Origin of the sequence: Bartonella sp. AA18HLJMS, assembly GCF_042197245.1 — a bacterium.
Classification (GTDB): domain Bacteria; phylum Pseudomonadota; class Alphaproteobacteria; order Rhizobiales; family Rhizobiaceae; genus Bartonella.
This window is the reverse complement of sequence record NZ_JBHIRP010000001.1, coordinates 330,883-357,018: the sequence shown is the minus strand read 5'-3', so window position 1 is coordinate 357,018 and position 26,136 is coordinate 330,883. Positions and strand designations below refer to the sequence as shown.

Annotated in this window: 19 protein-coding genes; 10 read left to right on the top strand and 9 right to left on the bottom strand. The window is 36.7% G+C overall.

Translation table 11 applies throughout. The features are described from left to right. Positions 1-54 precede the first annotated feature (54 nt). Positions 55-903: a 2,3,4,5-tetrahydropyridine-2,6-dicarboxylate N-succinyltransferase gene (dapD, locus tag ACFINW_RS01420; protein WP_375620857.1), complete on the top strand. Its 849-nt coding sequence runs from the start codon at positions 55-57 to the stop codon at positions 901-903. Between the two features lie 574 nt (positions 904-1,477). On the opposite strand, the gene lepA is transcribed toward dapD, so the two are convergent. The 5 genes from lepA to dnaK all read right to left on the bottom strand — a co-directional run bounded on the left by lepA (position 1,478) and on the right by dnaK (position 11,495). Beyond that, on the bottom strand, positions 1,478-3,283 hold the full coding sequence (gene lepA / locus ACFINW_RS01415; RefSeq protein WP_375611467.1) for a translation elongation factor 4: 1,806 nt from the start codon (positions 3,281-3,283) through the stop codon (positions 1,478-1,480). Positions 3,284-4,718: 1,435 nt separating this feature from the next. Then, a complete protein-coding gene (locus ACFINW_RS01410; protein ID WP_375611392.1) occupies positions 4,719-5,633 on the bottom strand; it encodes a DMT family transporter in 915 nt (304 codons plus the stop codon). Positions 5,634-5,665: 32 nt separating this feature from the next. Next, complete coding sequence (gene argB, locus ACFINW_RS01405) at positions 5,666-6,571, bottom strand: acetylglutamate kinase (RefSeq protein WP_375611391.1); 906 nt, start codon at positions 6,569-6,571, stop codon at positions 5,666-5,668. A gap of 1,730 nt (positions 6,572-8,301) precedes the next feature. Then, positions 8,302-9,444 carry a molecular chaperone DnaJ gene (dnaJ, locus tag ACFINW_RS01400; RefSeq protein WP_375611466.1) on the bottom strand — a complete coding sequence of 381 codons (1,143 nt, stop codon included), beginning with the start codon at positions 9,442-9,444 and terminating at the stop codon, positions 8,302-8,304. 158 nt (positions 9,445-9,602) lie between these two features. Beyond that, a complete protein-coding gene (dnaK, locus tag ACFINW_RS01395) occupies positions 9,603-11,495 on the bottom strand; it encodes a molecular chaperone DnaK (protein ID WP_273790233.1) in 1,893 nt (630 codons plus the stop codon). A gap of 960 nt (positions 11,496-12,455) precedes the next feature. Here dnaK and ACFINW_RS01390 point away from each other — a divergent pair. Further along, the gene (locus ACFINW_RS01390; protein WP_375611390.1) at positions 12,456-13,010 is read left to right on the top strand and encodes a copper chaperone PCu(A)C; all 555 of its coding nucleotides are present in this window, start codon (positions 12,456-12,458) and stop codon (positions 13,008-13,010) included. 110 nt (positions 13,011-13,120) lie between these two features. On the opposite strand, the gene lysM is transcribed toward ACFINW_RS01390, so the two are convergent. Beyond that, the gene (gene lysM / locus ACFINW_RS01385; RefSeq protein ID WP_375639745.1) at positions 13,121-13,576 is read right to left on the bottom strand and encodes a peptidoglycan-binding protein LysM; all 456 of its coding nucleotides are present in this window, start codon (positions 13,574-13,576) and stop codon (positions 13,121-13,123) included. Positions 13,577-13,962: 386 nt separating this feature from the next. On the opposite strand from lysM, the gene ACFINW_RS01380 reads away from it, so the two are divergent. From ACFINW_RS01380 to thpR, 6 genes are all read left to right on the top strand, one after another. Beyond that, positions 13,963-14,685 carry a response regulator transcription factor gene (locus ACFINW_RS01380; protein ID WP_005774392.1) on the top strand — a complete coding sequence of 241 codons (723 nt, stop codon included), beginning with the start codon at positions 13,963-13,965 and terminating at the stop codon, positions 14,683-14,685. Between the two features lie 39 nt (positions 14,686-14,724). Beyond that, positions 14,725-16,509 (top strand): stimulus-sensing domain-containing protein, encoded by a 1,785-nt coding sequence (locus tag ACFINW_RS01375; RefSeq protein ID WP_375611388.1) that lies wholly within the window; start codon positions 14,725-14,727, stop codon positions 16,507-16,509. Positions 16,510-16,532: 23 nt separating this feature from the next. After that, positions 16,533-16,997 carry an HPr kinase/phosphatase C-terminal domain-containing protein gene (locus ACFINW_RS01370; protein WP_375611387.1) on the top strand — a complete coding sequence of 155 codons (465 nt, stop codon included), beginning with the start codon at positions 16,533-16,535 and terminating at the stop codon, positions 16,995-16,997. A 136-nt stretch (positions 16,998-17,133) separates the two neighbouring features. Further along, positions 17,134-17,532, top strand: coding sequence for a PTS sugar transporter subunit IIA (locus ACFINW_RS01365; RefSeq protein ID WP_375611386.1), 399 nt, complete (start codon positions 17,134-17,136; stop codon positions 17,530-17,532). Between the two features lie 17 nt (positions 17,533-17,549). Then, positions 17,550-17,843: an HPr family phosphocarrier protein gene (locus tag ACFINW_RS01360; protein WP_012754483.1), complete on the top strand. Its 294-nt coding sequence runs from the start codon at positions 17,550-17,552 to the stop codon at positions 17,841-17,843. 628 nt (positions 17,844-18,471) lie between these two features. After that, positions 18,472-19,011, top strand: coding sequence for an RNA 2',3'-cyclic phosphodiesterase (gene thpR, locus ACFINW_RS01355; RefSeq protein WP_375620860.1), 540 nt, complete (start codon positions 18,472-18,474; stop codon positions 19,009-19,011). A gap of 106 nt (positions 19,012-19,117) precedes the next feature. On the opposite strand, the gene grpE is transcribed toward thpR, so the two are convergent. Further along, positions 19,118-19,780: a nucleotide exchange factor GrpE gene (gene grpE, locus ACFINW_RS01350; RefSeq protein WP_375620861.1), complete on the bottom strand. Its 663-nt coding sequence runs from the start codon at positions 19,778-19,780 to the stop codon at positions 19,118-19,120. 124 nt (positions 19,781-19,904) lie between these two features. Further along, positions 19,905-20,975, bottom strand: a complete 1,071-nt coding sequence (gene hrcA, locus ACFINW_RS01345) for a heat-inducible transcriptional repressor HrcA (protein ID WP_375629189.1) — start codon at positions 20,973-20,975, stop codon at positions 19,905-19,907. Positions 20,976-21,488: 513 nt separating this feature from the next. On the opposite strand from hrcA, the gene rdgB reads away from it, so the two are divergent. Beyond that, positions 21,489-22,136, top strand: a complete 648-nt coding sequence (gene rdgB, locus ACFINW_RS01340) for an RdgB/HAM1 family non-canonical purine NTP pyrophosphatase (protein WP_375673685.1) — start codon at positions 21,489-21,491, stop codon at positions 22,134-22,136. Further along, on the top strand, positions 22,133-23,332 hold the full coding sequence (gene hemW, locus ACFINW_RS01335) for a radical SAM family heme chaperone HemW (protein WP_375673684.1): 1,200 nt from the start codon (positions 22,133-22,135) through the stop codon (positions 23,330-23,332). The genes rdgB and hemW overlap by 4 nt, the downstream gene beginning before the upstream one ends. A 1,602-nt stretch (positions 23,333-24,934) precedes the next feature. On the opposite strand, the gene dapE is transcribed toward hemW, so the two are convergent. Continuing rightward, entirely contained in the window at positions 24,935-26,107 is a 1,173-nt protein-coding gene (dapE, locus tag ACFINW_RS01330; protein WP_375673682.1) for a succinyl-diaminopimelate desuccinylase, read from the bottom strand. Positions 26,108-26,136 lie beyond the last annotated feature (29 nt).

The window sequence follows — 26,136 nt, the reverse complement described above, 5'->3', positions numbered from 1 at the left end:
AGTTCATAGAGAATAAATCTTGAAGCTTTCAACTTGTTTAACGGAACTCTCGTCATGACCCATATCACACAACTTGAAATTATTATCGAAAAAGCTTTTGACGACCGCGATTCTATCGATACTACCACAAAAGGCGAAATACGTGAGAGTGTTGAACATGCATTGAACCTTCTTGATAAAGGTGAAATCCGTGTTGCAGAACGACAAAAAAATGGACAATGGCATGTTCATCAATGGTTGAAAAAAGCGGTTTTACTCTCTTTTCGGCTTAATCCTATGCAAATTATTACTGGTGGAATCAATGGGACACATTGGTGGGATAAAGTTCCTTCAAAATTCTCTGGTTGGCAAGAGGCAGATTTTAAAAGTGCTGATTTCCGTTCCGTTCCTGGAGCCATTGTACGTCATTCTGCTTACATTGCACCCAATGTTATATTGATGCCATCCTTTGTCAATCTTGGTGCTTTTATCGATGAGGGCACAATGGTTGATACATGGACCACCGTTGGTTCTTGTGCACAAATTGGTAAACATGTCCATCTTTCTGGCGGTGTTGGTATTGGAGGTGTTTTAGAACCACTGCAAGCAAATCCAACAATCATTGAAGATCATTGCTTTATCGGTGCTCGCTCTGAAATTGTTGAAGGCTGTATTATCCGTGAAGGTGCTGTTTTGGGAATGGGAGTCTTTATTGGAAAATCAACAAAGATTATTGATCGTACAACAGGTGAAATTTTTATTGGTGAAGTACCAGCCTATTCAGTGGTTGTACCAGGTTCTCTCCCCGGAAAACCTTTACCAAATGGTGAAGCAGGCCCAAACCTTTATTGTGCTGTTATTGTAAAACGCGTTGATCAAAAAACACGAGAAAAAACATCTATTAATGATCTTTTACGTTCTTAGACACAAGATTAATTCATAATAATATTTCATCGTTTTTTAACTTGAATAATAACCTCGAATACAAGGATTCTCTCATTTCAAATCCTTTCATAGTGAATCAATCACTATCATTTCCTTGCACGTTATAAACGCAGTTGGTGTGTGGGTAAGAAACACTTCAAGAAAAGAGTGAAATACCTTTAATGAATTCTCTCAAGTGATAAGGACTGTCATAATATTTTGAGCTGAAAAAAAGTATGATGGGTGCGCTTTGCACCTTTCTGACGCGTAAAAGCGGTAATGCCAAATGGATTTTATATCATTCACAGTGTATTTTACGTTATATTTTTCATAGCCCCCGTTGTGAAATGGAGTTTGATGTATTGAGTGATGATTTACGAAAACGAGCACGCCAATATGCAACATAAATGTATTTTGTTTAAAGCATTCTGTTTTACGTGAGGAAGTGATACCATTATGCAATACACAAGAACATGAAGCACGACGCAATTCTATTTAAAAGTGTTCTTTAAACACCTGAACCAATCGACAAAAGCAAAAGCGCAATCAATGAGAGAAAATACCCCTTTTTTCATTATTTGTTCATTTTGAGCGCTTGAATAAATGCCGATTGTGGAATTTCTACTTTTCCAAATTGGCGCATCCGCTTTTTGCCTTCTTTTTGCTTTTCCAAAAGTTTGCGCTTACGCGTAACATCACCCCCGTAACATTTCGCTGTTACATCTTTACGCAAAGCACGAATCGTTTCGCGCGCTATAACTTTACCACCAATAGCCGCTTGAACTGGAATCTGAAACATATGCTGAGGAATAAGATCTTTCAGTTTTTCGCACATTGAACGCCCACGCTTTTCTGCAATCGTGCGGTGAACAAGCATCGATAATGCATCAATAGGCTCTCCATTCACCAAAATAGACATTTTAACTAAATCACCTTCTGCATAATCTGTCATTTGATAATCAAAAGAAGCATAACCCTTTGAAATCGATTTTAGCCGATCATAAAAATCAAAAACAACTTCATTCAGTGGTAAATCATACGTTACCATAGCACGGGTTCCAACATAGGATAAACCAACCTGTACCCCACGCCGCTCTTGGCATAGCTCTAAAATTGACCCAAGATAATTATCAGGAGTCATGATTGTTGCCCGAATCCATGGTTCTTCTATGGAAGAAATTTTAACCACATCAGGCATATCCGCTGGATTATGTAACTCTTTAACAGAACCATCATTCATATTCATGCGATAAACAACTGAAGGTGCTGTCGCAATTAAATCCAAATTAAACTCACGCTCTAATCGCTCTTGAATAATTTCAAGATGCAGAAGTCCCAAAAAGCCACAGCGAAAACCAAACCCCAAAGCCGCAGATGTTTCCATTTCAAAAGAAAAACTCGCATCATTTAAGCGTAATTTGCCCATGGCTGCACGCAAATCATCAAAATCAGCAGCATCAATTGGAAAAAGCCCACAAAAAACAACCGGTTGCGCCGGCTTAAAACCAGGCAAAGCATTTTCACAAGGACGACGCTCTTCAGTAATCGTATCCCCAACCCGTGTATCTGCTACCTCTTTGATAGAAGCAGTGATAAAACCAATCTCGCCTGGTCCTAATTCATCAACCTGTACCATTTTAGGTGTAAAAACCCCAACGCGCTCAACTGGATATTTTGCACCTGTACCCATCATACGAATGGTTTGGCCTTTTTTTAAAATACCGTCTATCACCCGTACCAAAACAATGACACCAAGATATGCGTCATACCAGCTATCAACCAACATTGCTTTCAAGGGATTTGCAACATCGCCTGTATGTGGAGGTGGTAATTGTGCAACAATTGCCTCCAAAACATCAGGAACACCCAAACCTGTTTTTGCTGATATTTCTACTGCTTGAGATGTATCAATGCCTATCACATCTTCAATTTGTTCTTTAACTCGCTCAGGTTCTGCTGCTGGAAGATCAACTTTATTGAGAACAACAACCAACTCATGGGAATTATCAATGGCTTGATAAACATTTGCTAACGTCTGCGCCTCTACGCCTTGGCTTGCATCCACCACCAACAGAGAACCCTCACAAGCTGCCAATGAACGCGAAACCTCATAAGCAAAATCCACATGACCTGGTGTATCCATAAGATTTAAAATATAGGTTTCACCATTCTTTGCCTTATAGTGTAAACGTACCGTCTGTGCTTTAATAGTAATTCCACGTTCACGCTCAATATCCATGGAATCGAGTACTTGTTCTTTCATCTCACGTGTATCAAGCCCACCTGTTATTTGAATCAAACGATCAGCTAAAGTGGATTTGCCGTGATCAATATGCGCCACTATGGAAAAATTACGAATATAATTACGATCTATTGTCATATAAGGCGATTTAGCAAAGAATAATACAAAACGCAAAGACCAATTATGCTCCAGCTCCTTACAAAAGAATATAAACCTAAAAAGCCTCTCAAAACACAACTTTTTATAGCCTAAAAAATGAGGCTTTTATTTGCTAAATTAAATCCAAGGCTGCTAAAATGATCTTTTCGCATCTTATTTGATAACTCATATGCTGTAGTAAGCTGGCACCATCACACACTTTGCCAATCTTCAATATTGCGACGATCCTTTACATTTGAAAAATTTTATAAGAGATATGCTTTTCTTTTACAGTTTTTACCCACATGGCCCCACCCACTCACTTGTGACGTGTAAGAAAGTGATTTGGATTGATTTAACATGAAAATGATTTGACGTGAGAAAATTTTACGGTATTCAGGGTCATAATTGAATGTGAATAATGCTATATTATAATTATAAATCAATGTATTATCATATTTATATGATGGGCGTGTATATCACTTAGGCTTGCAATAAAATTCGCAAGAAATGCTTTTTATTTGTACGCAATAATCTGCTTTTTTAGCAATCTTATATAAAATAACATGAATATCGAGAGAGTTTCTTCTCAATTTTTAAAACTTTAGAAATACGCTCTATTGAGTGATGTTTTTATATAACTCCTTCCTTCCTCCATTAAATATAAAACACACCAATCCTCTTCGATTCATTGGATAACGCATTGATTTATAATGATCGTTTATTGTTTTGCAATTTAAATTAAAGCTCTGAATATCGCGAGCTTCTCTCATTTTAAATCTTCTCATAATGAATCAATAAATTTTTTGCTCCCCCATTATAAAACAGAGCTAGTGTATGGATAAAAACGTTTAAGAAATGAGTAAAAATACCTCTCTCTTTCAAATGCCAAAAGCTATCGTAATATTGAGAACAGATAAAGAAAATGCTCGTGCCTTTTATTTTAAGTAAAATGATGATGCTCTGTGGTTTTTCTATACTTCATGCAAACCGTCAATGAATATGATGTATATTGAGAAAATTATCTTTTAAAAAACGCTTTAATGTACAACGTTATGGGGATACTTTGGGCGTTCTATTTTGCGTGAGAAGCGTAACTCTATTAAGGGACAAAAGAAATAACGTGCGACAGTGCGTAATTTTCATTATTCAAAAACATTACCGTAGATGTTTTTGAAAGTTGTTAAAGCCGAATTTAAAGATGAGCGTTAATTTTTACCTTTATATCACCTCATGTTTTGGCTCAATGAAGGTTGTCTGCCCGGTTCAGAAATCTGACAAACAGAGAGAAGCATACTATTTCTCCAATTTGGTATGCAAAAACTGGAATAATTTATAGAACTTCTTAATCATCTGAATATTAAAAAAGCTCCAAAAATGAAAACTCTATAAGCAAAAAGCTCATGCAATAAAATCATAATAAAAAAATGTATAGCTAATCAATTTTTTTAATTGCTTTATTTTTTTTACGCCATTGTGAAGGTTGTAATTCAGCCACAATGATCCCAATCAGAATAAGCAAACCGCCCAATAAAGCTAAGGGAGATAAATGTTCTCCAGCCAAACGCCCAACAATACCAGCCCATACTGGTTCACCTGCGTAAATGAGTGTCGCACGCGTAGGGGAAATAGACTTTTGTGCCCAATTCATAGCTAATTGAATGATGGCACTCATTAATGCCAATCCTATACCAATATTAAACCAAACCCACGAAAATTCAGGAATGCTTTCTCCCATCAAAGGCATACAAGCAAATGAAAAAAAACCACTAAAAAATAACTGAATAATGGTTACACGCCGACTATCAACCTTGTTCGCAAAAATTCCGATGAGTATGACTTCTCCAGCAATCGCTAAAGCGCCTAACAAAGTTAAAATTTCGCCTTTTGAAAAATCAAAATTTCCCGGCTTTTGTCCTGAAATAAATACAAGCCCAATAAAAGCGAAAATAATGCCAATCCAACAAGCTAAACGGGGAGGTTTTTTAAAAACAATCCATTGCAAGATTGGAACCATCGGTACATAAAGCGCTGTGATAAAAGCTGACTGACTACTAATAATTGTTTGAAGTCCAGCTGCTTGAAAAGCATAACCAAAAAACATGGCTAAACCTATTGCCATCCCAGCGAAAACTTCATAAACAGTTATACCTTTTATAGAACGCCAAAAAATTACCCCACATATAAGAGATGCAACAATAAAACGAAATCCAACAAAAAACAGAGGACCACTATAGCGTACCGCAATGTGAATGACTAAAAATGTAATGCCCCACAATATTGTCGCAGTAAATATTGCCAATTCTGGCTTACTTAATAAAGGATATTTAAACTGTTTTAGATTCACCATGAAAAACTTTCTCTTCCAATTTTCCCCACAATTTATGAAACAATAAGCGTTCCAACTCCCTGTTCGGTAAACAGCTCTAGTAAAACAGAATGAGGAGTTTTACCATTTAAAATGACAACACCTTCCACACCATTTTGAAGGGCTTTTATGCAAGTCTCTACTTTTGGAATCATGCCTCCTGAAATTGTCCCATTTTTAATAAATTTCTCAGCTTCAGAAACTGTCAATTCTTTTAAAAGTTTACCTTGTTTATCCAAAACACCAGGAACATCAGTGAGAAATAAAAGGCGTTTAGCCTCTAATGCACCAGCAATAGCTCCAGCAAAAATATCAGCATTGATATTATAAGTTTTACCATCGCGTCCTGGAGCTACAGGAGCAAGAACTGGTATCATTTCAGAAGATGCTAAAAGATCTAGCAATGTGCGGTCAACTTCAACAGGCTCACCAACAAACCCCAAATCTAAAACACGTTCAATATGCGAATCAGGATCAATGACAGTTTTATAAGCCTTTTCGGCAAAAACCATATTGCCATCCTTGCCGCATAATCCTATTGCCCATTCACCCTCAGCATTGATGAGAGCAACAATTTCTTTATTTATGGAACCCGCTAAAACCATTTCAACCACTTCAACGATCCGCTCATCGGTTACCCGTAGTCCGTTTTCAAATCGTGATTCAATCCCCATTTTCATTAAAATTTCAGCAATTTGAGGCCCACCACCATGAACAACAACAGGATTGATCCCCGATTGCTTTAATAGAGCAATATCACGCGCAAATGCTCGCCCCAAAGCAGGATCACCCATAGCATGGCCGCCATATTTTACCACGACCGTTTCATTTTCATATTTTTGCATATAAGGTAAAGCAGACGATAAAAATGCTGCTTGTTTTTCCAAAACATCTACATCACCGTTTTTAGCATCATCCATCAATAGAGCCTCCTCATCACTTTTTACCATCTCTTAATGAAATTTAGGAAAAGTGAAAACAATAAAACCAAACTTTACTCTATCCACCCCCTCCCCTGAAAATCGTCAATTTTCCTCTAAATTACGAAAAAGGAATAGCAAAATGAAATACAAAAAACTTCCTTTAAAAATTGACAGCGAAAAATTAAACAAAATAGACGTAAAAAAATGTCATTATTTTATGACCTTATATATAAAATTGAAAAGCAAAATTTTGAAGCTAAGCCGTACATTCAACTCATTAGTTTATCCCTATGGATACTTAACAATGAATAGGAATATATACAACCATTGATTTTGTAAGATAAAAATAAAGTTTCTTATAATAATAAAATTAACATATTCCCAAGATAAGAAATCACTCAACTGCTTTATAGCTTATCCCAATAAACTATAACTTTGGTTTTAAAAATTTGACTTTTTCTCAATCATTAAACATGAGGAAATGTCAATTGAACGCTCCTCATGGAGAATCATAATAAGTTGATTTATAATCATAATTTATCTTTTTATATCGTAAAATCAAAAAAAGGCTTTGCAAAATTATCATATATTGTGACTTTATTTCGATAACTCTTCAGAAGCATCTTCGTAAAAGCATTTAATTGTTTAGATTACTCTCTTCGTAAGGTTTTATAAAACTTCTCATTTTTCATGATCGGTCATTAAGTTTTTCTTTCTGCATAGCGATACATGCTTGAATTATTCAATGTTTTGTAGAATTTTTAACTCTTTTAATTATGTTATTTTATGAAAAAAGATTCATTTCGTAAATTTCTCTTTCCATATCACCAATCAATTTCAACAATATATCGTGCTGTTTTCTAAGCATATTGTGCTATTTTTTATTGTATTTATTTTTTCTTTTTAAAGGTAACTTCCTCTATCTTCCCACCAACTTTTTATTATGCCAATAAATTCAATTAAGTGAATTCCATCGAATCTGTTTCCCCACAAGAGAGATACATCGAATAACTCAAAAAGTGTTTTGTTATGTCTTCTTTAGCATTCAACACACATTATCTCATTCCACAATTTCTTTGGAACAAAATAAACTTGATTATAGCGTTTTTTATTATCTGGAAGAACTATTTATGACATCAGAAATACAAAACTAAATCCGCATCTAAAAAGACATGATTACTGCTAAAAGCTAAGATGAGGCATGTAAAAGCTATTCCGAACAAAATAACCCTTATTTTAAAGGAAGCAGTGATTAAAACTATGAAAAATGCCAAAAATAAAATCGGTTATAAGAAGTTGATACTTTATTTGAAAAAGATGGATTGCCTAACAGCTTATTTAGCGTTTCTTGGCAAGCCGCTACCCATTTTATAATTTTATTATAGAGCCTTTAAAAAGAAATTTTGAGTGAAAAAATAAACATCAAAAAGACTGAATGCATAAAGGCAGTTATCATGACACTGGCAATATTTATTATCAATCACTCAATTGCGTTCTTATATGGATAAGCCCTTTTTAAAATGTCATAGACACTCAAAAATAAGACTTATCCATAAAACTCATGAAATATAAAAACTATCAGCAGCAGGAGTTTATCCTAAATTAGCTGTCTCTCTCTTTTCTTTTCAAGAAAAAATGCTTTTCAAAGATAATGAGACAATAGAAAGCTTAATGAAAATAACTTTCCCACAGTTCTCTCTAATTATTCTGAGAACATTCACATAATTTTAACCAGAAATATTTTCAAAAAATTCTTTCATACGTGAAAAAAAACCATGTGATTGCGGTGAATTTTCATGATTTGAGAGTTTCTCAAATTTTTGCAACAATTCACGTTGTTCTTGCGTTAATTTCTGCGGCGTCTCAATCGTGATATGGATGTAAAGATCACCCCTTGCTTGCTGACGGCGCAACATGGGCATACCTTTGCCTCTAAGGCGGAATTGACGTCCATTTTGTGTCCCTTCTGGAATCTTAACGCGTGCTTTAACACCATCAAGGTCGGAAACTTCAAACTCTCCTCCTAAAGCAGCTGTTACCATTGAAATAGGAACGCGACAGTGAAGATCTGCTCCTTCTCGCTGAAAAAACTCATGCGGTTTAATGGAAAGGAAAATATAAAGATCACCATTGGGGCCACCACGAATACCAGCATCACCCTCACCAGAAAGGCGAATACGCGTTCCATCTTCAATACCAGCTGGAACATTTACGCTTAATGAACGTTTTTTCTCTATACGCCGTGTCCCCTGACATTTGGGGCATGGATCCGTAATAGTTTCACCACGTCCATGACATGTAGGACATGTCCGCTCAATAGAAAAGAAACCCTGTGCAGCACGCACACGACCAGATCCATGACATGTTCCACAAACTTGCGGCTTAGAGCCTTTTCTTGCTCCTGATCCTTCACAAACATCACACGTAACGGAACTGGGAATATTAATTTCTGCAGTTTTTCCTGAAAATGCCTCTTCTAAAGTCACTTCCATATTATAACTCAAATCTGCGCCACGTTCGCGACTATCACCACGCTTACGGTGTGTCCCTCCCATAATCTCACCAAAAAAGTCTTCGAAAATATCCGCAAATCCACCACCAGCAGCAAAACCACCAAAGGGATTTGCTCCCCCTTGACCACCGCTATTTTCAAAGGCCGCATGGCCAAATCGATCATAAGCAGCACGCTTCTGGGGATCTTTAAGAACTTCATAGGCTTCCCCAATTTCTTTGAATTTTCGCTCTGCCTCTTTATCCCCCGCGTTGCGATCAGGATGATATTGCATTGCCAACTTACGAAAAGCAGATTTCAACTTTTTATCATCACATTCGCGAGTCACGCCAAGAATTTCATAATAGTCAACCTTCATCATGTATTCCTGATAATTTTTCTGTCATCCATCTTTATGGATAATATTGCTTTTAATTTATATTTTTAGCAACAAAGTTGCAACTTATCTCAAATAATAAAGCCCAGCCTTATATTTCAAAGGCCGGGTTTATCAATTAATCAACACATATGCTGACACTATTTCTTCTTATCATTAACTTCTTCAAAATCAGCATCAACAACATCATCATTCTTTGCCTCTGTTTCAGTGTCAGCGCTCGCTGCTTGTGAGGCTTCGTACATAGCCTGTCCAAGCTTCATACTGACTTCTGCTAATTTTTGCATCTTTGTTGTTACTTCTTCCGTATCACTGCCTTCAAGCGCAGATTTCAAATCAGATATTGCTGTTTCAATCTGTCCCTTTTCTTCAGCTGATACTTTATCGCCATATTCATTGAGCGACTTTTCAGTTGAATGAATAAGAGCCTCCGCTTGATTTCTAGCTTCAACACCTTCACGGCGTTTTTTATCCTCAGCCGCGTGCTCTTCTGCATCCTTTACCATTTTTTCAATATCAGCATCACTTAAACCACCTGATGCCTGAATACGAATTTGATGCTCTTTACCTGTTCCCTTATCTTTGGCCGAAACATTAACAATACCATTCGCATCAATATCAAAAGTAACTTCAATTTGAGGTATACCACGTGGGGCTGGAGGAATACCAACAAGATCAAATTGAGCCAATAACTTATTATCACTTGCCATTTCCCGTTCACCTTGGAAAACACGAATCGTCACAGCACTCTGGTTATCATCAGCTGTCGAAAAAACTTGCGATTTTTTCGTCGGGATAGTGGTATTGCGCTCAATAAGGCGTGTGAAAACCCCACCCAAGGTTTCGATACCCAAAGATAAAGGTGTTACATCTAGCAACAACACATCTTTGACATCGCCTTGCAATACACCTCCTTGGATGGCAGCACCCATTGCGACCACTTCATCAGGATTAACGCCTTTGTGTGGATCCTTACCAAAGAAGCTCTGCACAACTTGCTGAATCTTGGGCATACGCGTCATTCCACCCACTAAAACAACTTCGTCAATCTCACCGGCCTTTAATCCAGCATCTTTCAACGCAGCTTTACAAGGTTCAATGGTACGCTGCACTAAATCGTCAACGAGAGATTCAAATTTTGCCCGAGTCAATTTCATTGTTAAGTGCTTAGGACCTGATTGATCTGCCGTGATAAATGGTAAATTGATTTCTGTTTGCTGTGACGAAGAAAGCTCAATTTTTGCTTTTTCTGCCGCTTCTTTTAAGCGCTGTAAAGCGAGTTTATCATTTTTCAGATCAATTCCTTGTTCTTTTTTGAATTCATCGGCAAAATAACCGACCAAGCGCATGTCAAAGTCTTCCCCCCCTAAAAACGTATCCCCATTGGTTGACTTAACTTCAAAAACGCCATCTCCAATTTCAAGGACTGAAATATCAAATGTACCACCACCAAGATCGTAAACTGCTATTGTTTTTCCGTCCTTTTTGTCCAAACCATAAGCTAAAGCAGCAGCAGTTGGCTCATTAATAATCCGTAAAACTTCAAGTCCAGCAATTTTACCTGCGTCTTTCGTGGCTTGACGTTGCGCATCATTAAAATAAGCAGGAACCGTAATAACGGCTTGTTCAACTTTTTCACCAAGATAAGATTCTGCTGTTTCCTTCATCTTTTGCAAAATCATAGCTGAAATTTGTGACGGAGAATATTTCTTTCCCGCCTCTTCAACCCATGCATCACCATTGTCACCTTTAACAATTTTATAAGGAACAAGCGCTTTATCTTTTTCAACCATAGGGTCATCAAAACGGCGCCCTATCAAACGTTTAACTGCAAAAACTGTCCCTTCAGGATTTGTCACCGCCTGCCGTTTAGCAGGCTGCCCAACAAGCCGCTCCCCCCCATCAGTAAAGGCAACAACGGAAGGTGTTGTTCGCGCTCCTTCTGAGTTTTCAATAACTTTTGCGTTTTTGCCATCCATAACAGCCACACAAGAGTTCGTTGTCCCCAAATCAATACCAATTACTTTTGCCATATTATAATCTCCATTCAGCAAGCTACCTCAACCTTCATAAAGCATCTTTTTAAGATAGCTCCTCATAACACCTAAAGCCCGTATATTGCTTCAAGCAATATAAATAATGATAAACTGCAAGTCGCAACAAGCCTTGCTGCCTCGTATATAAGAACAGGCTTTTATTGCTACAAGAGAATAATGAGAGAAACATCTCTAAAATAAAAAATTTATTTTAAAATAGGCACTCTAATGACCCATAAATACCATATTTATGAGAGACTTGAGAGGATAATATATTTTTCTTGCAATTCTCAAAAAATATATCTTTCTATAAAAACTAAAAAATAAAAGAATGATTGCACTCTCGCTCTTGATCTTCTCATCATTGATAAAATCATACTCACGTAAAAGCTTTTTAAAAGGCGAATAATTTATATCACAAATATTATAAATTTTCCTTGGACTAAAATAGTCATCATATCTAATGCTCATATCAGTAAAGGTATTATCTATCTATCTCCTTTCAAAAATTCTCCTTCTAACGGTCTCATTGTTTGCGGCTATTTGAAATCTGTGCTTTAAATTCACCTAAAGCGTTTTTTCTTAACTGTATAATTTTGAACTTTGAAAATATATAAAAATACCTCTGTATAAACGCTTTAAAATGCCAAGAGCTGTCATAATATTAAAAATTGGTAAAGTGGTTGATGATTGTTCTGTATTATATCTTCATTAAGTAAAACAGTAGTGCATCATAGATTTTATACCATTTGCAAATACTATTTATGAGATGAACACGGAAGCGTTAAGAGGTGTGTTGTCATTGTAAATCTTACTGTCTTCTTTTAAATTTCAAGAATTCTATGATTTTTATATTAAAATCAATTTCATTTTAGCATTTCTTTCTTTTATTTTAAATAAAAGCTCTGCTAAAATAAAAATATTCAAAGTGTGAATCTTATGAAGGAGGGTAAATCAATGATGACATCTATTATTAAGAAAATAACAAATCTCATCTTTAAGAATATAATACATACACAATATCCATACAAAAAGGTTATCATAAATATCGTGTGTGCTCTTCTCTTTGCTGGTATAACCCTGCCAGCAGGTGCTCAGCAATATAAACTTGGCGACATAGAAATTCTCAATCCTTGGACACGCGAAACACCTAGAGGTATAAGAGTTGGTAGCGGTTATCTCTACATTATCAATCACAGTAATACCCCAGACCGTTTGGTTTCTATTTCCACAAACGGAGTAAAAACAACAGAGATACACTCTATGGCTGTCGTTAATGATATTATGAAAATGGAAAAAATGCACAATGGCATTGAAATTCCGGGAAATGGCGAAATCACGCTTAAGCCTGGCGGTGATCATATTATGTTCATGGGGCTTTCACAACCATTTAAGTTAGGTGATAAAATTAGCGCAAAATTAACATTTGAGAAAGCAGGAACCATTGATGTTGATTTCTCTGTAAACGCTATGAAAGTACCATCACCTTCTAAATCCTCTCCTGTTCACTAAGCTCCTTTTATTATAAATACACACTTTATAAAATGAAGAAGCGTGAAATTTTTTACGCTTCTTTATTTTTTGTTTTATGCCATCAGTAAAAAATTATCCCCTTTGATGAATTAACTATGGTCAATTTCAGGAATACGTAAAACTTGTCCAAGATAAATTTTATCGGGAGATTTTAGCATTGGCTTATTGGCTTCAAAAATAAATGTGTTTTTATTACCTTGCCCTTTTCCATAAACCTCTTCAGCAATTTTCCAAAGATTATCACCAGATTTAACCTCATAAAAGCGAGAAGTTTTTCTAGGCGTTGTATCTATAACCTTTAATTGATCAACATCTACAGAAGAGATACCTTGTGAATTGCCAACAACCAGCAGTGCTTTTTCAAGTGTTTCCCTATCTGGAACTTCACCGCTTAAAATAGCTTTACCGTCTTCAACTTGAATATTGACTTTTTCTGTACCGAGTTGAAAATGATCAAATGCTCTCTTAAAATCCTTTTCTTTTGGTTCATGGTCCCCAATACCTAACTTTTCCCCTACAGTTTTAATAAAATTAAAAAATCCCATTACGACCTCCTTTCGTGTAGCAGAAACAAATTTTTGTGCATATATTGCCACATTCTTTTCTTTGCTCTTAAAACACATAGGCAGATTTTCTAAACTTCAACAATCAAAACTACATCTGTTCAATTATGAGACAAATACAATAATAAACTTTGTAATAAACCTTGATAAAAAAAGCCTTTATGAAAATTTTCTCTCAAATGAAGGGATCTTAATAGACGTAGAAACATTATAAATTATGAAAGCAAAACAAGATTTTACAGTAATGACAAAAGGTTTTTTACTTTGCTACAATTTGTATCATATTTGTTTTGCAAAAAAAATATGAACTCCCATATAAATAAGTGTGGGTAATTTGCTACCACAGCAATAGAAAGGTCTAAGAAACCATGAAAGATACACCAACAATCACACAAACGATTGTACTTGTTGATGATGATCGCAATATTTTGACATCTTTATCTTTTGCGCTTGAGACAGAAGGATATCGAGTTGAAAGCTATACAGATGGAGCATCTGCACTCAAGGGTCTCACACTTCACCCTCCACACTTAGCTATTTTTGATATTAAAATGCCCCGAATGGATGGGATGGAACTTTTGCGTCGTTTGCGTCAAAAATCTGATCTTCCAGTTATTTTTCTTACCTCTAAAGATGATGAAATTGATGAATTATTTGGTCTCAAAATGGGAGCTGATGATTTTATTACTAAACCTTTCTCCCAACGTCTTCTTATTGAACGCGTGAAAGCTATTTTACGCCGTTCTAATGCACGTAACCAACCGCTTTCTACAGGAACTTCTTCCACCTCTTCTCTCAAACGTGGAGATCTTGTGATGGATCAAGAACGCCACACCTGTACATGGAAAGATAAACCTGTTATTTTAACCGTTACGGAATTTTTGATTCTGCAAACCTTAGCACAAAGACCAGGAGTTGTAAAAAGTCGTGATGCTTTAATGGATGCTGCTTATAGTGATCAAGTCTACGTAGATGATCGCACCATTGATAGTCACATTAAACGTCTGCGTAAAAAGTTTAAACAAGTGGATGATGATTTTGCAATGATTGAAACACTTTATGGTGTAGGTTATCGTTTCCACGAGGTATAAAACTACTTTGTCGCAAAAATTTGAATGGCAATCAAATCGATGACAGACAATTCTCAACTGGAAACTTTACAAAAAACAACCGTTAATGGTACATCCTCAACGCCATTTCTTATGTTCGCTCGTTTGCATCTTCGAACACAACGTCTCTTTAGACAATTGCTTTTTTCCAGCCTCACACGTCGCATTGTTATATTAAACATTGCTGCTCTTGCCGTTTTAGTTACAGGCATTTTATACCTTAACCAATTTCGCGATGGTTTAATTGAAGCAAAAATCAAAAGTTTATGTACCCAAGGAAAAATTATTGCTGGGGCTATTGCTGCTTCTGCAACAGTAGATACAAATTCTATCCTCATTGACCCTCAAAAACTCTTAGAGTTACAGACTGGTGAAAGCGTTACACCCGCTCCTCAATCAACCGATTCTTGGGATTTTCCTATTAACCCTGAGCAAGTTGCCCCTCTTTTACGGCGTCTTATTACACCTAAAACGACAAGAGCACGTATCTATGATCGTGATGCTACTCTCCTTCTTGATTCGCGCGTTCTTTATTCTAGTGGAGAAGTTTTTAGTTATGATTTACCCCCACTTAAAACAGAACAAAACATGTGGGATCGCCTTACTTCATGGTATTCAAGCGCATTTTATGGCAAAGGTATTGCTCTTGACAGAGAACAAACAAAAACCAGTGGTATTGCTTATCCAGAAGTGTACCGCGCATTAAACGGATCTCTTGCTACGGCTAAAAGACGCAACAGACAAGGGCAATTAATTGTTTCTGTTGCCGTTCCTGTTCAACGCTATCGCGCAGTGGTTGGAGCTCTTCTTCTTTCAACCACTGGTTCCGATATTGATAACATTGTAAAAGGCGAAAGACTGGTTATCTTTAAAGTTTTTGCCGTTGTAGGTAGCGTACTTTTGGTTCTTTCTCTCTTTTTGGCCCATACGATTGCCCATCCATTAAGTAAATTATCTGCCTCGGCTAATCGAGTGCGTAATGGCAATAATCAGCGTGTAGAAATTCCTGATTTTTCAATGCGTGAAGATGAAATTGGTCACCTTTCAACTTCTATTCGTGATATGACCAATGCCCTTTATATGCGTATTGAAGCCATTGAACGTTTTGCTGCTGATGTAAGCCACGAATTAAAAAATCCTCTCACCTCCCTACGCAGTGCTGTTGAAACGCTCCCTCTGGCTAAAAATGAAGAAGCACAAGAAAAATTGCTGGAAATTATTCAACATGATGTGCGCCGCCTTGATCGGTTGATTACAGATATTTCTGATGCATCGCGACTCGATGCAGAGCTTGCACGAGAAACCGCAGAGATTGTTGATATGACACCGCTTTTGGAAAGTCTTGTTCATGCTGTTCAGGAAGTGTATCGTAATACGCAAACTATTGATATAAGCCTTAATATTGTCCCACGTCCTCATGGAAAAGCTTATCTTGTATTGGGACATGAACTTCGTTTAGGACAAGTGATTTCAAATCTTCTTGAAAATGCGCGTTCTTTTATTCCTCGGAATCGTGGCAAAATTTGCATTACTATGAAAAGCCATGCTTCAACCCTTATTTTAACCATTGAAGATAATGGCCCAGGTATTCGTTCAGAAAATATTGAACGCATTTTTGAACGTTTTTACACAGATCGACCAAATGAAGATGCTTTTGGACAAAACTCTGGACTTGGCCTTTCTATTAGTCGGCAAATCATCGAGGCTCATAATGGGACAATTACAGCCGAAAATATTATTGATCCTACACTTGGGAAGTGTAAAACTGGTGCACGTTTTACTATCATGCTTCCGCTTGCTAAATAAATCTTTTATCCAAAGTAAAAGACATGAAAACAAAATGTGAAATACTCCACGCAAATTGCCTTCAACTAGGCGGCAAGGGGCTGTTAATTATAGGTCCATCCGGATCAGGAAAATCAACCATCACCCTTTCTTTGCTTGACCGCGCTGAGTGGTCAAAACGTGAAGCGAAGCTTATCAGTGATGATTATACAATGTTGCGTGCGGAAAATGGAAAGCTTCACGGATACACTCCTGATAATTTAGAGGGCGGCATCGAGATTCGTGGCGTTGGTCTTTATATGATAGAATTTGAAAAGCACACAACTATCGATTGTGTTATTTTTCTCGGTCCGGAATATGAACGTTTTTCCACAAATAAAACTTTTCAATTTGAAAATTTGCACATTCCTCTTTTAAAACTTCCCTCTCTTCGTGAAGCCGATTGTACAGCCATTTGTCAAGCTATTGAAGCATTTTTGTTTAGAAAAATATGGCAAAAATCTGTCTAATTTTTTTCTAAAGATAAAAAAATCACAATTTTTGCCTTTTTTTTGCAAATTTTTCTTGGCAGCAAGATAAAGCCTTGTACAATGTCTTTCCTACCAACTATGGTTGGGTCTTATTAGTTAACAGGAGTTTGCGTAAATGATTGGACTCGTGCTTGTAACGCACGGTGAGCTGGCTGTCGAATTTTTACATGCCGTGGAACATGTTGTTGGAGTACAAGAAAAGTTCGCAACAATATGCGTTTATCCCGATGACGATATAGATCAGCGCCGAGGTGATATTATAGCCGCAGTAACCGATACAGATACGGATCATGGCGTCATCATATTAACAGATGTGTTCGGTGGAACACCATCAAATATAGCTATTCCTGCTATTGAAAAAGGACGCGTTGAAATGATTGCGGGTGTTAATTTGCCCATGCTTATTAAACTGATTTCTATTCGCAAATGTCCTGATATTTCATTATCAGACGCGTTAAGAATAGCACAAGAAGCAGGGCGTAAATATATTAATGTACCAAGTATGATTTTATAGCGGATAATAAAATACCAATGTTTTCCAAAGATACCCTCCCATGTATAAGTCGTCATTTCAATATCTGTAATAAACGTGGGTTACATGCACGTGCTTCTGCAAAATTTGTACAAACTGTTGACAATTTTAATGTTACTGTTGAAGTTGAAAAGGACGGGAAAATTGTTGGCGGATCATCAATTATGGGACTTATGATGCTAGCGGCTTCATCCGGTTGCAACCTCACCATTCGTGTTTCAGGACCAGAAGCAACAGATGCTCTTAATGCTCTTGAAAAGCTCATCAATAACAACTTTGGAGAGGAAAACTAGTGCTTTTTCATCATAAACAAAGATGATAATTCTTAGAAAATAGGAACTTTCCATCATTATTTTGAATTTTAATTTCTCTTCCCGCTTTTATACAAATATTCATATCCATTATAGATTGGCATAATTATCATAAATGTAAAAGCTTATAGTAATTTTGTTATGCTCGATTTTTTTCTTCCTTTCCTAACATTATTTGACCAATTTGAATAGTTTTGCGTATTATGGCTATTCCCCGACTTAATCATATAATTAAATTTTTACAGAAAAGAGAACTCTTTACCTTGTATTAAAGTATGCTTTATTTTAGGCTAAAGATAAATGTCAAAATAATTTCGCACATCAAAAATCTATCAACTTTTCTTATTTTCTGCTAACTTTGTAGCCTTTATAATACACAAGTAATCTTCCATTGCACATCATTGTGATACAGATCCTGAAAACGCAATTCTTATCAATATCATAACCATTTTCTTAAAACAAATAAGCTGTGTATATTCATAATTATGGTAAGCATTTTTTAAACATTATTTTTCTATACTATTGCCTTATGTTCTTTGGTAGACAACTCACTCTCGTTATCTATCATTGTGCTTGGAGTGGCATCTTTTCATTGTAAAGAGGTAATATTGTGGGTCGTCTATTTAGTGCCCTTCAAATTCCTCAACAAACAACACAACAACTTGTGTCGTTGCAAAGTGGCTTACCAAATACGCAGTGGATTAATTCGCAAAATTTTCATGTCACCTTATCTTTTTTTGGCAAAGTTGAAAGTTCTACCGCAGATATACTTATGCACGCCTTTGACACAATAAAGCTCTCTCCTTTTATGCTACAAATAGATGGTTTTGATATTTTTGGTTCAGAAAATACTGCCCCCTCTCTTGTTATTCGCATTAAACCTTGTAAAGCTCTCAATCTTCTACACGAAAAGATGCAATCTATCCGTAGCCATTTAGGTCTAACACCTGATGAAAGAGAATTTACTCCACATATTACTATTGCGCGACTGCTTGATACTAAACCTGAAGACCTTGTTCCTTATCTGTTCTTTCGAAGGAATTTTTCATTTCCTCCTTTTGAGGTTGATCATTTTGTTTTATTTTCATCGCCATTTCCCTCAAGCGATGCCGTGTATGTTGTAAAAGGAAATTGGCCACTTCAAAAATAAAAGGGTGTTTGTCACACCCTTTAAAAACTCTTTGAGAAAAGACCCTATATATATGAAACTGCAGGGAATACTGCATTTTACGATAGAGGTTTGTTATTGATGTGTTTTAAGCCGAATCATCTTCAACAGAAGTTTCTTTTGCTCCTCCTTTGGCTACACCCACTATAGCTGGACGTAACACCCTTTCCCCGATAATATAACCTGCCTGAACCACTTGTTGAACAGTATTATCTGGAACATCAGCATTGGGAATTTCAAACATCGCTTGATGAAAGTGAGGATCAAATTTTTGCCCCTCTGGATGAATTTTTTGCACCCCATGACGTTCTAATGCTGCCATCATGGCACGTTCAGTCATTTCAACGCCTTCTGCCAATGATTTCAAACCAGCATCACTCTCCCGTGCACCTTCTGGAATAGCTTCCAAAGCACGATTGAGATTGTCAGAAACCGATAACATATCCCGTGCAAAATTAGCAATGGAATAAGCTCTTGCATCCGCCACATCTCGCATAGTACGGCGTCGAAGATTTTCCATATCTGCAACAAGACGTAAAAGCTGATCTTTCAGTTCTTTATTTTCATCCTGCAAAGACGCTAAAAGATCACTAACCTCATTGCTTTCTGTTTCAACGACTTCGTGTTCCTCTGTTTTATGTGTTTTTAAAAATTCATCGGCTGCCTGTTTAAGTGTATTACGATCAGCTGGATTTTTTAAATCACAATTTTCAAATGAAGCGTCAGTAAATTTGTTTTTTTCATCAGACATAAAAATTTTATTCCTTCATAAGATTCGTTATTCTCGATATCGAAATTCTACAGACAAAAATCAAGGGGTATCGATGTATATAATACAATGAGCTTTTATAGTACAAATACTTACTTGCATCGTTTTAACGCAATAACTGTGACACAAGTTGAGCTGTATAATCAACCATGGGCACGATCCTTGCATAATTAAGCCGTGTAGGACCAATAACACCTAAAGCACCAATGACTCTTTGTTGTGAATCACGATAAGGTGCTACAACTAAAGAAGAACCAGAAAGTGAAAATAACTTATTTTCTGAACCAATAAAAATTCTAACCCCAGAACCTTCATCCGTTAAATCGAGAAGTTGTGCCATACTTTCACGCGTTTCAAGATCATCAAACAAATGGCGTAATCGTTCTAAATCTTCTTCTGCTTTCACATCTTCAAGTAAATTGCTACGCCCGCGAACAATGAGGTGTATTTTATGATCAGCACCTTCTCCTCCCCAAAGAGCTAATCCCGTTTCAACAAGATGATGCGATAAATCATCAAGTGCAGCCCGTGTTTCTGCGCATAAGCGGGCAATTTCCCCTTTAGCTTCACTCAATGTACGCCCTTGGATATGGGCATTGAGAAAATTCGTTGCTTCCGTCAATTGTGCATGAGTAACCCCTTCCGGTAAATGAACAATACGATTTTCAACTTCACCTTGTTGAGTCACCAAAACGGCAAGAGCATGCTCCCTATCAAGGCGCACAAATTCAATATGTTTCAATGTTCCTTCTTGTTTTGTTGCTAAAACAAGCCCTGCCCCACGTGAAAGATCTGAAAGAACTCGGCTTGCTTGAACAAGAAAATGTTCAACCGATTGTGCATGACCAGCCTCTTTGACTTGCATTTCAATATTTTCTCGCTCTTCGTTTGGCAAATCACCCGCTTCCATAAATGCATCAACAAAAAAGCGTAAACCTGATTGTGTTGGCATTCGACCCGCAGAAACATGTGGTGCATAAATTAAACCGAGATGTTCAAGATCACTCATCACATTGCGAATCGTCGCAGGCGATAATGTCTGTTGTAAAAGCCGCGAAAGATTACGTGATCCTACAGGTTCACCATCATTAAGATAAGCTTCAACAATATGGCGAAAAATATCACGCGAACGTTCATCAAGATATTTTAGTTCATTATCAATAGTTTTGTGCTTCATCACAACTGTTTCACTACTTTTAAAATCCTCATCTCTTATATAAGTTTTGCCAAGGTTTGGTCAAATAGTCTAAAGTAGTATAAAAACATATTATCCTATTGAGCTGTAAAATGCTACCTTTCAGAGTGATGCTTGATAAATTACGCAGGAAATATTTTTGTTAGAGTGTGTGAGAAATATTTAAGATTAAGAATTGATCTGTAAAGTGGTCTGCTGTAGGGACTTGTCAAGAGAATCTAGATTGATTAAAAATCGCTGTAAATAGAAAATTTCACCCTTTAGAGCAAGCAGAAAATTGGAAGTTTACCATAAAATGCTATCATAAAAAAGACATGTCTTCCCTATCTTTGCAAGGTTATCTTCGTGCAAGATAAAAAATTTTATTGGAATAAAATATCATAAAACGTGTAAAATAATCATATTATGTGAAATCAAGCAGAATGTGTGTATATGAGCATTTAAACCGTTTTTTAGCACAAAAATAATTCCCCTTTCATTTTTGGAGAAATCTATATGAGAAGCATAGCAGATAAAAAACTTGTCATTGCTACACATAACACTGGAAAATTGCATGAAATCACTACTTTAATTACGCCTTTCGGTTTAATAATACAATCGGCAAAAGAACTAGGCTTGCCAGAACCAAAAGAAACGGGAAAAACATTTGAAGAAAATGCTTATATTAAAGCTTTTTCAGCAGCAAAAAAAACAGGACTTCCTGCCCTCTCTGATGATTCAGGCTTAGAGGTAGATGCATTGGAGGGTGCGCCAGGCGTTTATACCGCTGATTGGGCAATTCAAGCCGATGGTACACGTAATTTTCCAAAAGCTATGAAAAAAATAGAAAATCAACTCCAAAAAGTCGGAGCACGAGAAAAAAGTCAACGGAAATGCCGTTTTATATCCGTCATTTGCATTGCATGGCCTGATGCTCATGCAGATTACTTCCGTGGATGCGTTGAAGGAACGTTCATTTGGCCTCCACGGGGAGATAAAGGCTTTGGTTTTGATCCTATTTTTTTACCAGATGGATGTGAAAATACCTTTGGAGAAATGTCAACAGAACAAAAACACAACTGGAAACGCAATGATCTTCCCCCTCTTTCACATCGCGCACGTGCTTTCAAACTTTTAGCAGAAAACCTTTTAGCATTCTCATGAATGAACCTTTCGGCATTTACATTCATTGGCCCTTTTGTGCAGCTAAATGTCCTTATTGTGACTTTAATTCGCATGTTCGCATCCATGGTGTTGATCAACCACGTTTTGTCACCGCCTTTAAGCGCGAAATAGAAACGCAATACCACAAAATAGGACCACGCCATATTACAAGTATTTTTATTGGTGGAGGAACCCCCTCTCTTATGGAGCCACAAACTGTCGATGCCCTATTGCAAGCACTTGCAAAAAAATGGGTAGTCGATGATAAAGTTGAAATTACATTAGAAGCTAATCCATCCAGTGTGGAAGCAGAGCGCTTTCGTGGATACCGTGCGGCAGGTGTTAATCGCTTATCTCTAGGAATACAAGCGCTCAATGATAAAGCATTGCGCAAACTTGGCCGACTCCATAATGTGGAACAAGCTCTTTGTGCCATTGCTTTAGCACGACAAATTTTTCCACGTTTATCCTTTGATCTCATTTATGCCCGCCCCGAACAAACCCTCGAAGAATGGAAATCTGAAATTTCCCAAGCAATTGATTTGGCAGCAGACCATCTTTCTCTTTATCAATTGACGATCGAAGAAGGAACCGCCTTTAAACGCCTTCATGATGCAGGAAAACTTATCCTTCCCCCATCAGAGCTAGCAGCAGATCTGTATCATCTTACTCAAGAAATAACGGCACTACATGGACTTCCTGCCTATGAAATCTCAAACCATGCAATGCCCGGTGCCGAATCAGCACACAATCTTCTTTATTGGCGTTATCACCAATATGCAGGCTTTGGTCCAGGAGCACATGGACGTTTCATTGAGCATACACCGAATCATTCCTCTTTCTGTTCAAAAACATTGTCATCAAACCTTGAAAACCGCGAACGTTATGTCACAATAAATGAAAAGCATCCCGAACAGTGGCTTAATTTGGTAGAAACAACAGGACATGGCTGTATTGAAACGGAACATTTAACCACTGAACAACAGGCAAATGAAATGCTCCTTATGGGATTACGCCTTTGCGAAGGCTTAGAACTTATACGCTATGAAACCTTAAGTCCCAAACGCATCCCTATGGAAAAACTGATCGAGTTACAACACCAAGAATTGATAGAAATGGTCGATAACCAACGCTTAAAAGCAACAGCCAAAGGACGTATTGTTCTTGATCACATCATCAGCCAACTCGCAAATTAAAGTTTTTATAACAACATACTTATTTTAATCATAATTATCATTTTTCATAGCAAGGTGAGACTAGAATATTGTGAGATTCTTTCATTTCAAAACTATTTATAGCAAGTTAGTTATCGCCATTTGCTTACACCTTAAAAATAGAGAAGCATGTGGATAAAAACTATAAAAAAGGAGTAAAAAGGCCTCTTATGAACACTCTTAAGTGCTAAAAGCTATTGCAATATTTTGAGCTAGAAAGTGTATGGTGCTCTAACTTTATTTTTCATAAACATAAAGATGGGGAGGCATTATAGATTTTATATTACAACATTCATAAGCACCGTAGTAGCACAAATGTGACAAACATTAAGAAAATTTCTTTAAAACAAGTACGTGAATGCATAATACGATAATGTATTTTTTCTTTATGAAATCGTGGCACCATTAAAAGAACCAGAGAAATAAACATGAAACCATGCATCAATTTCTGATTATTTAAAAGATATTACTCTAGATAATTTTGAAAACCGTAAAGCTGAATAAAAGAGAAAGTAAAAAAGAACGCTGATTTTCACCTTTATACCTTTATATTTCCCCTCAATCAGGTTGTGGTTGTATGTCTGTTTCAGAGATTACAAAAAATAGATATACACAATGCTTTTATCCTATTCTGTCATATAAAAGCTGTTATCGCAAAAAATACTGAACCAATATTTATTTGAGATACGCGGCTGTATGATCGTATTAATTTATAGGTAACAGCAACATTATGAGCTTTACTAAACAAATAATGTGCTCAAATGGCAAATATACTAAATATGAATCGGTATTGCTTTGTTAGCGAGCGAAACGATGTTAATCTCATATGATCTTACTTGTATGCGTATATGCTTATAAGTGTCTGTACCCGTCCTTTAAGGTTATTTAATTAAAAAATTGAGAATAATACTAGGACAATCTTTGGTTAAAGAAATCAACGTGCTGCTACAAAAAAATTCTGTGTATCTTTATCATAACCAAGATTAAAGCTGATTAAATACGCTCACCTTCTATCTCGTAATGATTTGCAACGGAAGTTCTTGGGGACAAAAAAAGCAAGGTAAAATATATGAAATAAAACAAACTTAAAGCGCTTTTCCTATAGTCTTTATTCTAAGAAAGTCTATAGGAACAAGAAGTACCTTTTATGCGAGTGCAGAAAACATATCAAAACATGAGCTGTGAATGAGCGCATTTATGTTGTACGAACTTTTTACAATAGTAGCATGTTTTTGTGTGTCTTTATGGCATCAACCTGTCATCACACAATGATGATATAATATTCATTGTTTTCCATATATGATTGCGTGTGACTTCCTTTCTACACTTTAAAGAACGAATATTTTCAATCCAATATGGTCTAAACAGTTCTGCTTCTTCAAGCAGATCTCTTTTGGCTTTTCAATTATGTAATTCACTTAACTAAAGACTCTACAGGCAAGAATCCCAACTTAAGAATATTCATTACTTACTCTAAGACTACTTAATATATTAAGTTTTACGAGTCTCGTATCACCACACCATAAATGGCAATATCTTATGGCACAACAAGATAAAGGTATTTTTGAACCAGCAACCTTTTCTTTATGCAAAAAATTCAATAATAAAACGCTCATAAATAGTAGTAAGTGTTTCTATTGCATCAAGGGCTACACACTCATCTACCATATGCATCGTTTGCCCCGGTAAACCAAATTCGACCACTGGGCAATAATCCTTAATAAATCGTGCATCTGAAGTACCACCAGAAGTGGAACATTCTGGTATATTCCCTGTTACACTTTTAATAGCATTGGATAAAGTTTGAATGAGTTTATCATTTTTGGTCAAAAAAACATCTCCTAAACTTGGAATCCATTCAAGCTGATAAGAGGGATATTGGTCACCATTGTTTTTTGATTGTACCAAAGCAAGACGCTTTTCAATTTCCTTCATCAGTGTTTCTTTTGTCCAAAGATCATTGTAGCGTATATTAAAACGAATCGTTGTCTGCGCTGGAATAACATTGACCACTAAATTACCGGTATCGATGGTTGTTAGCTCTAAATTACTGGGTTGAAAATTTTCTGTCCCTTTATCTAAAACGGTTTGTGTCAATGCTTGAATAAGCTTACTTGCCAAAGGCAAAGGATTGGCAGCCCTTTCTGGAAAAGCAACATGACCTTGGCGACCCTTCACGGTAATGACACCAGAAATCGATCCGCGGCGACCAATTTTGATAATATCACCAACAGTCTTTACGCTTGTTGGTTCTCCCACAAGAGCCGCAGTCCATTTTTCGCCTTTTTTTTCTGCCCATTTGAGAAGTTTTACCGTACCATTAACAGCAGGCCCCTCTTCGTCACCAGTAATTAAAAGGCTTACCCTTCCTTTAATGGGTCGTTTCTCAAGAACTCGCGCTAGAGCCGCAATAAAACAAGCGATACCACCCTTCATATCAACAGCACCCCGCCCATATAATTTCCCCTGATCTATAACAGCTTCAAAAGGTGGATAAGTCCAATCTTCCAATGCACCTGGCGGTACGACGTCCGTATGACCCGCAAACATAAGATGGGGTCCTTCACTTCCCATTTTTGCATAAAGATTTTCAACATTATCTGTATTTTTATCCGTAAAAACAGGGCGATCGACGTGAAATCCCATTTTTTTTAAAAATTGTTCCAAAGTTGATAAAGCCCCTGCTTCATGAGGTGTAACAGAAGGACAACGAATAAGTGCCTGTAATAGCTGAAGTGGATCTGTAAGAACAGACATAAAAAACCTTCCCATTTTTTTATAAGTCA